Here is a 14,976-nt window from a genome sequence, read left to right on the forward strand (position 1 = left end):
GCTCCTTGTCGGGGAGTCTGGGTCCCGTCAGCGACTATCCACCGAGGAGTCACCCGTGACCGTCTCCGCCACCCTCGCCGCCAATGAGGCCATCGCCGCGCGCCGCGCCGCCGGGCTGGAGGTGCTCGCGCTCGGCTTCGGCGAGGCCGGCATCCCCGTGCATCCCCTGCTGCGCCAACGGCTCGCGCAGGCCGCCGGCGAGATCGCCTACGGTCCGGTCGCCGGTATCGACGCCGCCCGCGAGGCCGCCGCCGGATACTGGACCCGCCGCGGCCTGCCGACCGAGGCCGGGCACGTGCTGCTGGGCCCCGGCTCAAAGCCGATCCTCTTCGCGCTCCTGCACGCCGTCGGCGGCGACGTGGTGCTCCCCGCCCCCGCGTGGGTCTCCTACGCGGCCCAGTCGCAGCTGCTCGGGCGCGAGCCGATCCGCGTCCCGGTGCCCGTCGGAGAAGGGGGCGTCCCCGACGCCGAGGCGATGGACGCGGCCGTGCGGGCCGCCCGCGCCGCCGGCCGCGACCCGCGCGTCGTCGTGGTCACCCTGCCGGACAACCCGACCGGCCGCCTCGCCTCCGAGCGCTCGGTCAAGGCCCTGTGCGAGACCGCCAGGGAGCTCGACCTCCTCATCGTCGCCGACGAGATCTACCGCGACCTCGTGTTCGAGGAGGGGCCCTTCCCCTCCCCCGCCGCGTGGGCGCCGGAGCGGACCGTGACGACCACGTCCCTGTCGAAGAACTACGCCCTCGGCGGCTGGCGGGTCGGCGCCGCGAGGTTCCCGGACTCGCCGATGGGCACGCGACTGCTGGAGTCGGTGCGCGGCACCGCCTCCGAGCTGTGGTCCTCCACGCCGATGCCGATGCAGCACGCGGCCGCGTACGCCTGGGGCGACCCGCCGGAGCTCGTCGAGCGGGTCGCCGCGGCGCGGCGCCTGCACGGGTCGGTCGCCAGGGCCGTGGCCGGGACCTTCGCGAGCGTCGGGTGCACCGTGCCCGCGCCGCAGGGCGGGTTCTACGTGTGGCCGGACTTCGCGCCGCTGCGCGGGGCGCTCGCCGAGCGGTGGGGCGTCGCCACGAGCGCCGACCTGGCGCGGGTCCTGCTCGACGAGTTCGGGGTGGTGGTCCTGCCGGGCAGCGCCTTCGGCGACGACCCGGCCTCGCTGACGCTGCGCGTGGCCGTCACCGGGATCTACGGGGTCTCCGACTCCGAGCGCCTCGCGGCGCTGGTCGCCCCCGAGCCCGCCGCCATGCCGTGGATCGCCGAGTCCCTAGAGGGACTGCGGGACAAGCTCGCCGCGCTGGTCGCGGCGCCGTGATTCCGTCCGGGTGCTGCTGAGGCCGATGCAGCAGCACCCGGGCGGCTCATTTCCACCGCCCGTAGAGGCTGATCGCGGCGTAGACGCACGCGAGGACCGCGATGAGGGCGACGGCGACGAAGAGCGCGCCGACGAACCGCTGGACCTCCAGCTCCCTGCCTTCGCGGACCGGGCCGCGCCAGCGGCCGTAGCGCCAGTGGTCGCGGCCGTGGTGGTAGTCGCCGACGTCCTGCATGAGCGCCTGGAGGTCGGCGAGGCTCTCGGCGCGGCGCGCGAGCTGGCGTCTGAGCCGGTACTCCGGCGCGTCGATCTCGCCGCGCCGCCGGGCCCGCGCGAGGCGGCCGAGGGCGATGCGCTTGTCGGTCTTGGAGGCCCGCGTTGCGAATGCGTCCATGACGTACTCCCACCTGTGCTGACTTTCATCATGACAGAGATGAAGGCCCTGCGCATTCCCCGTTTTCGCGGATCGTATGCGCCGGAAGCGCACTCGTCACACAGGACGCACCGGCCACATGCGGGGACGGCAGAGGGCCGCGCCGAGGCGGCGCGGCCCTGCGGATGTCGCTAGTCGAGGAGGCCGGTGATCGCCTCGGCGAGGTCGACGTCCTTGTCCGTGACGCGGTTCCCGGCCGAGTGGGTGGTGGTCGAGACGCGCAGGCGGTTGTAGTGGACGCTCAGGTCGGCGTGGTGGTTGCGCTGCTCGTTGAGGATGCCGACGCCGGTGGCGGCGGCCAATGCCGCGAAGTGGCCATCGAAGGTCCACTCGCGTTCGAGGCGGTCGCCGGCGTGGGTCCAGCCGGGCAGGTCGGACAGCGCCAGTTCGATCTCGGCGTCGGTCATGGGTCGGTCGCTCATGTGTCGATTGTTCCAGCCCCTCGCGACCGCGTCTCGGCCTTAGGGCTCGTCGACGAGCGAGACCGCGCCGGTGTCGAGGTCGTAGACCGCGCCGACGACGAGGACGCCGTCGAGCGAGGAGCGGCGGCCGAGGTCGGCGACCGTGCGGCGCACCTGGAGGCGCATCGCCTGCGAGGCGGCCGCCTCGGCGTCGGTCGACTCGGAGAGCGCCTGGGAGGCGGGCTGCCACAGCTGCTCGACGAGGTAGTCGGTGCGCGGGTCGTGCGTGTCGTCCTGGACGGCGTTGAGCGCCGCGGCGACCGCGCCGCACCGCTCATGGCCGAGCACGACGACCAGGCCCACGCCCATCTCGGCGGCGGCGAACTCCAGCGAGCCCACCGCGGCGCGGTCGGGCACGTGCCCGGCCGTGCGCACCACCAGCAGTTGACCGAAGTCGCAGTCGAACACGCTCTCGGCGGTGACGCGGGAGTCGATGCAGGTGAAGACCACCGCGCCCGGCTTCTGGCCCGGCGCGTGCTGACGGGCGGCGGTGATGTCGCGCTTGTATCGCGGCTCGCCGGCGATGAACCGGCCGTTGCCTTCGAGGAGGCCCGCGAGGACCGAGGCGGCCTGGTGGTGTTCCATCAGCGATGCGGCTGTCAGTTCTGGCACGCACTGAATGGTGCCGCAAGTTCCGCGCCGGCGCAAGGACGACGGGCGGACCGTCACGCACGTTTTACAGAGCGCACGTTATCGTTCCGAGACATTGTGGTCATTAAGCAGGACTGGCTGTTGGACTTGCGGGACCTTATGATGAACGCAGACAACCGCGGTGGGACCCACCTGCGGATTCACCCACCTGGAGGACCGGTGCGAACCTACGGCGACGGCTGCCCGGCCGCACACGCGCTCGACCTCGTCGGCGAGCGCTGGTCGCTCCTGATCGTCCGCGAACTGCTGCTGGGCCCCAAGCGCTTCACCGACCTGCGCGGCGGCCTCCACGGCGCCAGCGCGAACGTGCTCTCCCAGCGCCTGCGCGAACTCGAAGCGCACGGCGTGGTCACCAAGCGGCGGCTGCCGCCCCCCGCGGCCTCCAAGGTGTACGAGCTCACCGAGTGGGGCCGCGAGCTCGAAGGCGCGATCGTGCTGCTGCTGCGCTGGGGCGCGCGGTCGGCGGCGATCCCGCTGGACGCGCCGATGGGCGCCGACGCGCTCATCCTGGCGATGAGGAGCCTGTTCATCCCGGCCACCGCGCGCGGCTTCGACGCGGCCTTCGAACTGTGGGTCGGCGACCGGCCGTTCATCGCCGAGATCATCGACGCGCAGCTCATCCTGGCCCCCGGGCGGCCCGAGCACCCGCACGCGGTCATCCGCACCGACGCCGAGACGCTCAAGCGCCTGACCCTGGGCGGGCGCAGCCTCGACGTGTCGCTGCACGCCGGGCGCATCACCGTCCAAGGGGACCAGGCCATGGCCGAGCGGTTCCTCGGCATGTTCCGGCTGCCGGAGCCGGCGGCCTCGTCGGCGGGTGCCGTGTAAGCGGTAGACGGGGATCGGGCCTGAGCCGCGGACGCGGCGGTCGGTGATGAGCATGTGGCCGGGCGCGTGCGTGATCGCGAACGGCAGCCGCGCGTACGCGATCGCCTCCAGCACCGTGATCCCGCAGGCCCAGAACACCGGGACGTCGCCGGGAGCGAGCGCCACCGGGTCGCCGAAGTCCGGTCGGGCGAGGTCGCGGACGCCGATGCCGGCGGGGTCGCCGACGTGGACGGGCGCGCCGTGCTCGTTCGGCAGGTTCGCCGTCACGCGTTCGGCCCGCTCGACGAGGTCCGAGGGCATCGGCCGCATGGAGACCACGACCGGGCCGCGGAAGCGCCCGGCGCGCAGGCACCGCATCCGGGAGCGGTACATCGGGACGCCGCGGCCTTGCTCGCGGTGGCGCAGCGGGACGCCCGCGCGCTCCAGCAGCGGGTCGAACGTGAGGCTGCACCCCACCAGGAGGGTCACCAGGTCCTCGCGCCACACCTCGACGACCTCGGCCCGGCGCTCGACCGGCTTGCCCTTGCGCCACACCAGGTACGCGGGTAGGTCGCGGCGCAGGTCGGCGCCGAAGGCGAGGTCGGTGGTGTACCTCCCGGCGCCCACCGCGCCCAGCAGCGGGCAGGGCCTGGGGTTGCGGACGGCGAAGCGGCGCAGGTCGTCGGCGTACTGGCGCGGCACGCTCACCAGGTTGGCCTGCACGAAGCCGTCGGACCAGCCGCTCGTGGGGACCGCCAGCCCCTCCCTGAACCGGGCCCGGGCTTCGCGGGGGACGGCCAGGGCCTGAGGGCATTCTCTCGTGGACATCGCTCCTCCTCGTTCTCGGATCTGAGACCGAGTCTGGTCGCGAATGCGACAACTCCTTCACGAGTCGTTCACGAGCGCGCGAACCGTGTCCGAACGCTCACTGAGCGAAACCCCTTGCAAGCGTTCCCAAATGATCAGCAAATGCCCCTAGAATGGGTACTTCCCCGACAACGAACGGCCGCACCCCGACCACCCGGAGGTGGCCCGTGGACTTCGGCATCCTCGGACCGTTGCAGCTGGCACGGGAGGGCCTGCCCGTGCCGCTGCCCGGCCGGACCCTGCCCAGGCTGCTGGCCGTCCTGCTCCTGGACGCCGGGAACGTCGTGTCCCTGCCGCGGCTGGTCGACGCGATCTGGGAGGAGGCCCCGCCCGCCACGGCGCGGCGCCAGATCCAGAACACCGTCGCCACCGCCCGCGGGCTGCTGCTGGAGGCCGGGACCTCCGAACTGGAGACCGTCGGCGAGGGCTACCGGCTGCGGGTGCGGGCCGAGAAGCTCGACTCGCTGCGGTTCCAGCGCGCGGTCCGCATCGCCCGCGAGCAGGTCGACGCCTCCGAACCCGAAGCGGCCCTGGGGACCCTGCGCGAAGCGCTCGGCCTGTGGCGGGGCCCGGCCCTCGCGGGGCTCGGCGGGCGCGTCATCGAGGCGGGCGCGCTGCGGTGGAACGAGGAGCGCGCCGCCGCCGAGGAGGACCGCGCCGAACTCGAACTGGCACTGGGCACCGGCGCCGCCGTCGTCCCCGGCCTGCGCCGCGTCCTCGAACAGCACCCGTACCGGCAGCGCTCGGCCGAACTGCTCATGACCGCGCTGTACCGGGAGGGGCGGGCGCCCGAGGCGCTCGACGTGTACGAGTCCATCCGCGGGCAGCTCGACGAGGAGCTGGGCATCGACCCGGGCCTGCGGCTCAAGGAGCACCGCACCGCGATCCTCCGCGAGGACCCGGCGCTGCGCGCCGCCCCGGCGCCCGCGCCGCACGCCCTGCCCGCTCCCGCGCAACTGCCCGCCGACAGCGTCCACTTCACCGGCCGCGGCAGCCAGCTCGCGTCCCTCGGCGCCCTGCTCGAACCCGGACCGCGGACGGCGGTGCTCTCGGGGATCGGCGGGTCGGGCAAGACCACGCTCGCACTCCACTGGGCCCACCTGGTGCGCGAGCGCTTCCCCGACGGGCAGCTGTACGTGAACCTGCGCGGGTTCGACCGGGCCGCGCCGCTCACCCCGCTCGACGCGATCGCCGGGTTCCTGCGGGCCCTCGGCGTCGCCACCGAGGCGATCCCCTCCGACACCGAGGAGGCCGCGGCGCTGCTGCGCTCGCGCCTGGCCGACACCGCGACGCTCCTGGTCCTCGACAACGCCCGCAACTCCCAGCAGGTCCTGCCGCTCCTGCCCGCCACCGGCGGCAGCGTCGCGGTCGTCACGAGCCGGTCGCGGCTGCCCGACCTCGCCGCCGTCCACGACGTGCACCGGCTGACCGTGGACGCGCTCGGACCCGACGAGTCGGTGCGGCTCCTGGAGGGCCTCATCGGCGCCGAACGGGTGCGGGCCGAGGCCGCCGACGCCGCCCGCATCGCCGACCTGTGCGGCGGCCTGCCGCTGGCGCTGCGCATCGTCGGCACGAACCTGCGCGGCCAGCCCGGCACGACCCTCGCCGAGACCGCCGCGGCCCTCGCGGGCCGCGACCGGCTCGCGCACCTGGCCGTCGAGGGCGACCCGACCACGACCGTCGCCGCCGCGTTCGACCTCTCGCTCCTGGCCCTCGAACCCGAGGAGGAGCTGCTGTACCTCACGTTGGCGTTCCTTCCGGGCGCCGACTTCTCCAAGGGGCTCGCGGTCGCCCTCGCCGCCTGGGACCCCGAGGCCGCCGAGGGCCTGCTCGCGCGGCTGGTCGCCGCCCACCGCATCGACGAGTACCGGCCCGGCCGCTACCGGTTCCACGACCTGGTCCGCGAGTACGCCAGGCGCAAGGCCGAGTCGGGCTTCGACGGGGCGGCGCTCCAGCGCCTGCGCGAGCAGACCGTGGAGTGGTACGCGACCGGCTCGACGCGGCTGCCGGTCGAGGAGTACCGCAACATCGTCGCCACGTTCCTCGAATGGAACGGCCACCGGTCCGTCTCGCGCCTGCTGCGGCGCCTCATCGCCTTCGCCGACGCGGGCTACCGCGACGAGACCTCGCTCGCCGACTCCCTCTACGAGCTGCCCGAACTCGCCCTCGTGGCCGAGCGCGGCATCGAGACCGGGCTGCGCTCGGACGACCCGATGGACGGCGCGCGGGCCTACGCGCTCGCCGACGCCGTCGCCTACGCCTCCGGGAAGCTCAACCGCTCCAAGTACTACGGGGAGAAAACCCTCGAATACCTGCGGCGCACCCCCGACGGCGACCGGACCGGCAAGGCCCGCAACGACCTCGGCACGACGCTGACGCAGTTGGGCCGCCACCGCGAGGCCGTCTCGATCCTCCGCGAGGCCGTCCAGGCCGCCGACGCCTCCGGCGAGCGGTGGGTCCGCGTCGAGGTGCACACCTCGCTGGGGACGGTGCTGCGGCGCATGGGGCGGTTTCCCGAGGCCGAGGCGCAGATGCGCCGCGCCCGCGCCCTCGACGCGGCCGGACCCGAGGGGCCGACCACGGTGTACCCGCTGCTGGCGCTCTCGGAGCTGTACGTCGACCAGGGCCGCATCAGCGCCGCCGAGGATTTGTGCCGCCAGATCGCCGACATGCTCCGCGACCACCCTTCGGACTACTACCGGTCCCGGCTCTACTTCAGGCAGTTCGCCGTCCACCGCGCCGACGAGGACCACCCGCGGGCCGAGGCGGCGCTCCTGCGCGGCGTCGAACTCGCCGAACGCGTCAACAACCGCCGCCACCAGCTGATCTACCAGTACTGGCTCGCCGACCTGTACGTGGACTCCGACCACCTCGACCTCGCCCGGGAGGTCCTGGGCCGCCTCGCGCACCTCGGCCGCTACGAGACCTCCGAGTCCCTCGCGATCAAGGCGAGGGTCAACTGCCGCCTCCTCACCGCCGACGGCGACCCCCGCCAGGCCGTCCGCATGGGCCGCCAGGCCTGCGACGTCTTCGCCGCCATGCCCGACCCCCTCCGCCAGGCCCGCAGCCTCAACGCCCTCGCCCGCGCCCACGACCGCGCCGGCACCCCCGAAGCCGCCGCCGCCTGCCGCGACCAGGCCCGAGCCCTCTTCACCGCCCTGGGCATCGACCCCGAGCCCTGAGGTCCAGTCGGTCGACTGATGCGGGGCCGGTCGGGGGGTTCGTAGTGTGGGGCCGACACAAGGAAGAGAGAAGGCCAGGATGAAGGCGATACGGCAGCACGAGTTCGGCGGGCCCGAGGTCCTCGTGTACGAGGAGGCGCCCGAGCCGGCGCCGGGGCCGGGGCAGGTGCGGATCGCGGTGCGCGCGGCCGGGGTGCACCTGCTGGACACCACGTTCCGGTCGGGCGACCCGAACGGGCCCTACCCGCTCCCCGACCTGCCGATGATCCCCGGGCGCGAGAGCGCCGGGGTGGTGGACGCGGTCGGTGAGGGCGTCGACGAGGCGTGGATCGGCAGGCGCGTCGTGGCGCACCTCGGGTTCGCGTCGGCGGGATACGCGGAGAAGACGGTGCGGGAGGTCGAGTCGGTGCACGAGCTGCCCGAGGGCGCGGACTTCGCCGAGGCGGTCGCGATGATCGGAACCGGACGGACCGCGCTGATGGTCCTGGAGGTCGGGCCGCCGCAGGCGGGGGACGTCGTGGTCGTGCCGGCCGCGGCCGGGGGCCTGGGGACGCTGCTGGTGCAGGCCGCGAAGCGGGCCGGGGCGTACGTCGTCGGGCTCGCGGGCGGGGCCGACAAGGTGCGGCAGGTTGCCGCGAACGGCGCGGACGCCGCGATCGACTACCGGGCCGGGGACTGGACCGCGGTGCTCGACGAGGCCCTGGCGGGCCGGGAGGCGAGCCTGTTCTACGACTCGGTGGGCGGCGAGGTCGGCCGGGCCGTGTTCGAGCGGCTCGGGCGCGGCGCGCGGATGGTCGTGTTCGGCTGGTCGGCGGGGAAGGCCACGGAGGGCACCGTGGAGGAGATCGTGAACCGGGGCCTGAGCGTCACCGGCGCGCTCGGCCCGCACCTGCTCGCGAAGCTCGGCGGCCTGCGGGCCCTGGAGGAACGCGCACTCGCCGAACTGGCCGCGGGACGTCTGCGCCCGGCCGTGCACACCTTCCCGCTGGCCGAGGCCGCCGAGGCCCACCGGGCCCTGGAGCACCGGGGCACGACGGGCAAGGTGGTCCTGGTCCCGTAAGCGAACGCGAAGCGGCGCCGCCTTCGGGCGGCGCCGCTTCGCGTGCACTAGGAGGCGGTGACCAGGTCGGAGGCCTTCACGTTCGGGACGGCGGTCTCGGCGTGGGCGCGGGCGAGCGGGACCGACAGCCCCAGCCCGGCCAGCGCGAGGAACACGCCGACGAGGATGGGTGCGGTCAGGCTCATCCCGAGCGACAGGGCCAGGCCGCCGAGCCAGGCGCCGTTGGCGTTGGCGAGGTTGAACGCGGCGTGGTGCAGCGAGGACGCGAGCGAGGGCGCCTCGTGCGCGCCGTCGAGGAGCAGTCGCTGCATGATCGGGCCGACCAGGGACGAGGAGGTCGCCATGAGGAAGACGCCGCCGATCGCCAGGACCGGGTTGGACATGGAGAAGAACATCATGAGCAGGACCGCGGCGATGAGCGTGAACGCGGCGAACAGGCCCTGGATGGGGGCGCGGTCGGCGATCTGGCCGCCGAGGACGTTGCCGGCGGTGAGCCCGATGCCGAACACCGCGAGGGTGATCGCGATGGCGACCGCGTTCAGGCCGGTGACCTCTTCGAGGATCGGCGTGAGGTAGGTGTAGGCGGCGAACATGCCGCCGAAGCCGACCGCGCCGGTCACGAGCGGGAGCAGGACGCGCTTGGAGCGGATCGCGCGGATCTCGTCGGCGGCGCTGGTCGCGGCGATGGCGCCGCGGGTGTCGGGCACGGTGGCCCAGATGGCGGCGGCGGCGACCAGGCCGAGGGCCGCGACGGCGGCGAAGATCCAGCGCCAGGAGACCTGCCCGACGAGCAGGGTGCTGAGCGGGACGCCCACGATCGTGGCGACGGTGAGGCCGGACATGATCCCCGAGATGGCGCGGGCGCGCCGGTCGTGGGAGACCAGGCTCGCACCGACGACCGCGGCGGCGCCGAAGAAGGCGCCGTGCGGGAGGCCGGCGATGAACCGGGTGGCGAGGAGGAACCCGAAGTCGGGGGCCAGCGCCGTGGCGAGGTTGGCGACCGCGAAGGCGCCCATGAGCGCGATGAGCAGGGGCTTGCGCGGGACGCGGGTGGTGAGGACGGTGAGCAGGGGGGCGCCGAGGACGACGCCGACGGCGTAGGCCGAGACGGCGAGTCCGGCCTGGGCGAGCGTGACGCCCGACGAGGCGGCCAGCTGGGGCAGGATGCCCATGATGACGAACTCGGCGGCGCCGATGCCGAACGCGCCGATGGACATGGCGAAGAGAGGCATGCGCATGGAAAGCAGCTCCGGGTGGGAAGAAGGAGGGTGAGAACGCTGAGGCTGTCACCGGGTGCTTCCTTGCCGTACCGGTCGCTGTTCAAGATCGGAAGGCTCGCGCCTTCGGACCAATCATAAGAACACTCGCCGCACGAGTAAAAGTCCTTTGCGTGAAATCCCGTCGTGATCTCGGTCGCCGGGCGGTTACCGGCGCCGCACGGGGGCCCCGATGGTGACCGGCGTCGCGGCCCTGATCGAGGCGAAGGCCGCCGCGGTGGTCGAACCCGGTTGCGGCACATAGACGATGAGGCGCACGGCGGTGCCGGGCACGTCGAGGACCTGGCAGTCGAACTCCATGGGCCCGTACTGGTGGTGGCGCACGCGCTTGGTCTGGACCCGGCGGACGGCCACCTGGTGGTCGGCCCACATGGCGCCGAACTCGGGCGAGGCGCGCAGCAGCTCCTCGACGAGGCCGCGGAGCTTCGCGTCGCCGGGGCTGCGGGCGAGGGAGGCCCGCAGGTCGGCGACCGAGTCCTGGAGGAACGCGAGCGTGGAGGGGTCGGCGAGGTTCTGCGCGGCGTGCGGGCCGGTGAAGTTGGTGCGCAGGATGTTGCGCTGCTCGGGTTCGAGCTTGGAGAGGAAGCCCATGAGGCGGTCGGCGACGGCGTTCCAGGCGAGGATGTCGTAGCCGGCGTCGATGGCGTACGCGGGGAAGTCGCCGAGCCCGGCGAGGAGGTTGCGGACCGTCGGCGGGATGGTGCGGCTGGAGGCGGACTCGGGCAGTTCGTCGACGAGGTGGAACAGGTGGGCGCGCTGGTCGCGGTCGAGCACGAGCGCGCGGGCGAGCGCGCCGAGGACCTGCCGGGAGGGCTTGGGGCCGCGGGCCTGTTCGAGCCGGATGTAGTACTCGATCGAGATTCCGGCGAGCTGGGCGACCTCCTGGCGGCGCAGGCCGGGGGTGCGGCGGCGCGGTCCTTCGGGGAGCCCGACGTCGCCGGGCCGGATGGCGGCGCGGCGGGTGGTGAGGAAGTCGGCGAGCTGCTTGCGGTCCATGCGTCCATGGTCCCCCGTGCGGGGCCCGGCGACCAGGTACCGGGAGTACCACCATAAGCGGTGCTCTTTGCGGGCGGCGCGAACCGGCGCAGGCTCGGGGCATGACCAAGAGAACTGCACTCATCACCGGAGCGAACAAGGGCATCGGCCTGGAGATCGCGCGCGGCCTCGGCGGCAGGGGCCTGCGGGTCCTCGTCGGCGCCCGCGACGCCGAGCGGGGCGAAGGGGCCGCCGCGCAGCTGCGCGCGGAGGGCCTGGACGCCGTGTTCGTGCACCTGGACGTCACCGACGGGTCCTCGATCGCCGTGGCCGCGCAGCGGATCGCGAGCGAGTTCGGGGGCCTGGACGTGCTCGTCAACAACGCCGGGGTCGCGCTCGCCGAGATCGGCGACCACACCAGCACCATGACCGCGGCGACCGCCCGGACCATCTTCGAGACGAACGTCATCGGCGTGATCGCCTTGACGAACACGCTCATGCCGCTGCTGCGCGACGCGGAGGCGGGCCGGATCGTGAACGTCTCCAGCGAGGTCGGCTCGTTCGGGTTCATGACCGATCCTGAGCAGCCGTTCTCCGGCATGGAGGTGGGCGCCTACGGGGCGTCGAAGTCGGCGCTGAACATGATGACCGTCTCGTACGCCGTCGAGCTCAAGGGCACCTCGGTCAAGGTCAACGCGATGACCCCGGGGTACACGAAGACCGATCTCAACCACAACACCGGCTGGCGCTCCCCGCAGGAGTCCGCGAAGGTCGCCGTCGACCTCGCGCTCATCGGCGAGGACGGGCCGTCGGGCGGCTTCTTCCAGGAGGGCCTCGAATACCACGCGGACACCGTCGTGCCTTGGTAAAGACCTGACAGCACCGTGCCGGGCGGCCCTCCAGGAGCCGCCCGGCACGCGGGATTCCGCTTGTCCCCCAGTGCCTCCGGCCGTACGCTCCGGCCATGGACGCACCCCGCTTCACCCGCGCCTCGGCCGCCGACGCGGGCGAGATCCTCACCCTCCAGCGTGCCGCGTACCTCACCGAGGCGCAGCTGTACGGCGACCCGTTCCTGCCGCCGCTGGTCGAGACGCTCGACGACGTCGCCGCGGCGATCGCCGGGACGCACGTGCTCGTCGGCGCCTCCGGCGGCCGGATCTGCGCGACGGGCCGCGCCCGCCAGGACGGCGCGACGCTCCGCCTGGGACGGTTCGCGGTGGCCCCCGACCTCCAGGGCCGCGGCCTCGGATCGGCCCTCGTCGCGGCCCTCGAAGCGCTCGCGGCGCCCGGCACCGAGCAGTTCGAACTCTTCACCGGGGCCCTGAGCGAACCGAACCTTCGCCTGTACGAACGCCTGGGCTACAAGGAGACCCACCGCGGCCCCGGGCGGCCCGGCATCGAACTGGTCTACCTGCGCAAGGTCCGAACAACGTGAATCAGGCGCCTTCGCAGGCCGGGGAGTCGGGGTCGCCGTCGCGCTCCACCGCGAGTTCGGCGGCCTCGCCGAGGTGCGGCGGGAGCGCGTCGGCGTACCAGTAGCCGGGGCCGTCGTCGAGCGCGACGCCGTGGAGGCCCTGCAGGAACGCCGAGGTCGCCTCGTCCACGTAGAACACGTATATCGCCGCTTGCAGCCCCGCGCTGTCGTCGGCGCCTACGGTCGTGCGGATCTCCCATTCGCCGTCGGCGTGGCGGTCGACCTCTTTGACGTAGAACGCGCCGCCGACTTCGGCGTTCGCGAACCACAGGGTGCGACCGTCGAGCTGCGGCGCGGTGCCGGAGAAGACGGCGCACCGCGGCACGGCCGCGCCGTCCGCGAGGTCGAAGGTGACGGGGATCGGGTCCGGCGTCTCGGCCGCGGCCGTCGCTTCCGCGACTCCGGGGCTCTCCTCGGTGTCCTGCACACCCTCCCAGAGCCGCAGGTCGGGGAACTGCCAGGTGAGCACGGCGACGGCGATGCCGAGGACGGAGAGGAACATCGCCGACGACCACCGCAGGAGGTGCCGCCGGGGGCGTGGCGCGGGGGGCATGTGGTCCAAGGTCGACTCCGAGGGGTGCGGGCAAGTGCGTCCAGTGTGCCCGGACGCTGCCAGTCCTCCACGGCCGCAAGCGTGTTCAGGGGTCGAGGAGGGCGAGGTGGGCCCGCAGGAGGCCTGCGGCCTCGAGCATGGCGAGGCCTCGGGTGTTGAGGCGGCGGCGCCAGGTGTCGAGGGAGGCCGCGAGGGCCTCGGTGTCGCCCGCGTCGCGGAGGCGCGCGATGACGGCGGCGATGTGCTCCAGGGGCTGCCCGCCGCGGCGCAGGAGGTGGGCGAGTTCGGCGTCGCGCACGTCGTCGGCGTCGAAGCGGCGGTGGCCGGTGGCGCGGTCGCGTTCGGGGGCGAGGATGCCCGCCTCCTCCCAGTTCCGCAGGGTCGCGGGGGTGACGCGGAGGCGGCGGGCGAGTTCGCCGACGCTGAAGGGGGCCTGCACGGGTCGCGGTTCGGGTGCGGCGGTGAGGCGGTCGACGGCGGCGCGCACCGCTTCGAGGGTGCCGCGGTCGCGGAGCAGTTGCTCGTGGGCGCGGTCGACGATCATGAGGACGCCGTCGAGGTCGCCGTCCCCGGCGGCGTGCATGGCCTCGGCGGCGGTCGCGTGCCCGCAGGCGCGAACGAGCGCGAGGAACGTCCGCAGCGCAGAGGCGTGGAGTTCGGTGTAGACGCGGTAACCGCTGGGAGTGCGCCGCGCGGGCGGCAGCAGCCCGTCCCGCTCGTAGTTGCGGACCGCCTGGGTCGAGAGGCCGTGCTCGCGGGCGAGGTCGGCGGGTCGCAGGTTCACCATCGTTTGAGACTTTACAGAGGGCAGCCTAGGTCGGAGGCGATGAAAGGTTCAACCGTGTTCTCAACGATAGGTTTGAGGCCATGACTCAGGACTTCCAGACCCTCATCGGCGGCGTCGACGTGCTCGGGCTCGGCGAGCCCGTCCACGGGAGCGCCGCCTTCGGCCGGGCCCGCAACGAGGCCTTCGCGCTCCTCGCCGGGCTCGGCTTCCGCTCCTTCGCGCTGGAGACCGACCGGGTCGCCGCGTTCACTGTGGACGACTACGTGCGCAAGGGAGAAGGCGACCTCGACGCGGTGATGACCGAGGGCTTCACGCACGGGTTCGGCGCGTTCGCGGCGAACCGCGAACTCGTGGCGTGGATGCGGGCGTACAACGAGGAGCGTCCCGCGGCCGAGCGCCTGGCGTTCCACGGCGTCGACGCGCCGCTGGAGTTCACCGCCGCCAGCCCGCGGGCCGACCTCGAACACGTCCGCGACTACCTCGGGCTCGACCACGACATCGCGGCCCTGGCCGGGGACGACGAGCGGTGGAGCCGCGAGGAGGCCGTGCGCGACCCGGCCGCCTCTTCTGGAGACGCGCCGGAGGCCCGGGAGCTGCGGGTGATCGCCGACGACATGCGCTCCGCGCTGTACGCCGCCGCGCCCGAACGGATCGCGGCGACCTCGCCCGAGGCCTGGCACCGCGCGAGGACGCGCCTGAGCTCGGCGCTCGGCCTGCTGCGCTACCACCGCCAGGCCGCGCGGCGACTGGACGAGTCCGAGCGGTGGAGCCGCCTGTCGGGGGTCCGCGACGCCCTCATGGCCGAGAACCTGCTGGATATCCGTGCGGCCGAGGCGCCCCGCGGCCCGACCCTGCTCTCAGGGCACAACATCCACCTCCAACTACCCGAGAGCCGGATGGGCATGGCGGGCATGGACTTGCGGTGGAACGGCGTCGGCGCCGTCGCACGGGCGCTGCTGGGGAACCGGTACGCGTTCGTCGCCGGAAGCGAAGCGCCCGAGGGCCGGACCGGCGTTTGGGGGCTCAGAGCGTCGGAACCCGGCGAGGCGGCCCTCGAAGGGGCCGCGGCGGTCCTGCACGCCGAAGGGAGCTGAAGCCGCGAATCGGTTGCGGCGCAACGGAAGAACACACGTCGAAGGC

14 protein-coding genes and 1 pseudogene are annotated in these 14,976 nt (G+C 73.5%); 7 read left to right on the top strand and 8 right to left on the bottom strand.

What is annotated here, in order from left to right:
- The first annotated feature begins 55 nt into the window (after nucleotides 1-55).
- Nucleotides 56-1,309 (top strand): pyridoxal phosphate-dependent aminotransferase, encoded by a 1,254-nt coding sequence (locus tag E9998_RS03055; protein ID WP_204745216.1) that lies wholly within the window; start codon nucleotides 56-58, stop codon nucleotides 1,307-1,309.
- A gap of 46 nt (nucleotides 1,310-1,355) precedes the next feature.
- Here the strand turns inward: E9998_RS03055 and E9998_RS03060 are convergent, their stop codons facing one another.
- The 3 genes from E9998_RS03060 to E9998_RS03070 all read right to left on the bottom strand — a co-directional run bounded on the left by E9998_RS03060 (nucleotide 1,356) and on the right by E9998_RS03070 (nucleotide 2,815).
- Complete coding sequence (locus E9998_RS03060) at nucleotides 1,356-1,703, bottom strand: hypothetical protein (protein WP_136528236.1); 348 nt, start codon at nucleotides 1,701-1,703, stop codon at nucleotides 1,356-1,358.
- A gap of 170 nt (nucleotides 1,704-1,873) precedes the next feature.
- A complete protein-coding gene (locus E9998_RS03065; RefSeq protein ID WP_136528237.1) occupies nucleotides 1,874-2,164 on the bottom strand; it encodes a 4a-hydroxytetrahydrobiopterin dehydratase in 291 nt (96 codons plus the stop codon).
- Between the two features lie 39 nt (nucleotides 2,165-2,203).
- Nucleotides 2,204-2,815 (bottom strand): carbonic anhydrase, encoded by a 612-nt coding sequence (locus E9998_RS03070; protein WP_136528238.1) that lies wholly within the window; start codon nucleotides 2,813-2,815, stop codon nucleotides 2,204-2,206.
- A 198-nt stretch (nucleotides 2,816-3,013) separates the two neighbouring features.
- On the opposite strand from E9998_RS03070, the gene E9998_RS03075 reads away from it, so the two are divergent.
- On the top strand, nucleotides 3,014-3,682 hold the full coding sequence (locus E9998_RS03075; protein ID WP_240037477.1) for a winged helix-turn-helix transcriptional regulator: 669 nt from the start codon (nucleotides 3,014-3,016) through the stop codon (nucleotides 3,680-3,682).
- 93 nt (nucleotides 3,683-3,775) lie between these two features.
- On the opposite strand, the pseudogene E9998_RS26935 reads toward E9998_RS03075, so the two are convergent.
- Nucleotides 3,776-4,489 (bottom strand): annotated as a pseudogene (locus tag E9998_RS26935) (D-glutamate cyclase family protein); the annotation flags it as partial.
- A 206-nt stretch (nucleotides 4,490-4,695) separates the two neighbouring features.
- Here E9998_RS26935 and E9998_RS03085 point away from each other — a divergent pair.
- Entirely contained in the window at nucleotides 4,696-7,710 is a 3,015-nt protein-coding gene (locus E9998_RS03085) for an AfsR/SARP family transcriptional regulator (protein ID WP_158299675.1), read from the top strand.
- Between the two features lie 79 nt (nucleotides 7,711-7,789).
- Entirely contained in the window at nucleotides 7,790-8,770 is a 981-nt protein-coding gene (locus tag E9998_RS26660; RefSeq protein WP_136528241.1) for a zinc-binding dehydrogenase, read from the top strand.
- A 47-nt stretch (nucleotides 8,771-8,817) separates the two neighbouring features.
- On the opposite strand, the gene E9998_RS03095 is transcribed toward E9998_RS26660, so the two are convergent.
- Nucleotides 8,818-10,008: an MFS transporter gene (locus E9998_RS03095; RefSeq protein WP_204745217.1), complete on the bottom strand. Its 1,191-nt coding sequence runs from the start codon at nucleotides 10,006-10,008 to the stop codon at nucleotides 8,818-8,820.
- Nucleotides 10,009-10,194: 186 nt separating this feature from the next.
- Nucleotides 10,195-11,043 (bottom strand): helix-turn-helix transcriptional regulator, encoded by an 849-nt coding sequence (locus tag E9998_RS03100; protein ID WP_136528242.1) that lies wholly within the window; start codon nucleotides 11,041-11,043, stop codon nucleotides 10,195-10,197.
- Between the two features lie 101 nt (nucleotides 11,044-11,144).
- On the opposite strand from E9998_RS03100, the gene E9998_RS03105 reads away from it, so the two are divergent.
- On the top strand, nucleotides 11,145-11,891 hold the full coding sequence (locus E9998_RS03105) for an SDR family oxidoreductase (RefSeq protein WP_136528243.1): 747 nt from the start codon (nucleotides 11,145-11,147) through the stop codon (nucleotides 11,889-11,891).
- A 95-nt stretch (nucleotides 11,892-11,986) separates the two neighbouring features.
- Nucleotides 11,987-12,457 carry a GNAT family N-acetyltransferase gene (locus E9998_RS03110; protein WP_136528244.1) on the top strand — a complete coding sequence of 157 codons (471 nt, stop codon included), beginning with the start codon at nucleotides 11,987-11,989 and terminating at the stop codon, nucleotides 12,455-12,457.
- 1 nt (nucleotide 12,458) lies between these two features.
- Here E9998_RS03110 and E9998_RS03115 read toward each other — a convergent pair whose 3' ends face one another.
- Nucleotides 12,459-13,049 carry a hypothetical protein gene (locus tag E9998_RS03115; protein ID WP_136528245.1) on the bottom strand — a complete coding sequence of 197 codons (591 nt, stop codon included), beginning with the start codon at nucleotides 13,047-13,049 and terminating at the stop codon, nucleotides 12,459-12,461.
- Between the two features lie 85 nt (nucleotides 13,050-13,134).
- On the bottom strand, nucleotides 13,135-13,836 hold the full coding sequence (locus E9998_RS03120; RefSeq protein WP_136528246.1) for a TioE family transcriptional regulator: 702 nt from the start codon (nucleotides 13,834-13,836) through the stop codon (nucleotides 13,135-13,137).
- A gap of 80 nt (nucleotides 13,837-13,916) precedes the next feature.
- Here E9998_RS03120 and E9998_RS03125 point away from each other — a divergent pair, with 80 nt between their 5' ends.
- Nucleotides 13,917-14,930 (top strand): erythromycin esterase family protein, encoded by a 1,014-nt coding sequence (locus tag E9998_RS03125; protein ID WP_136528247.1) that lies wholly within the window; start codon nucleotides 13,917-13,919, stop codon nucleotides 14,928-14,930.
- Nucleotides 14,931-14,976 lie beyond the last annotated feature (46 nt).

The sequence above is a fragment of the Glycomyces paridis genome (assembly GCF_004912155.1).
Classification (GTDB): domain Bacteria; phylum Actinomycetota; class Actinomycetes; order Mycobacteriales; family Micromonosporaceae; genus Glycomyces; species Glycomyces paridis.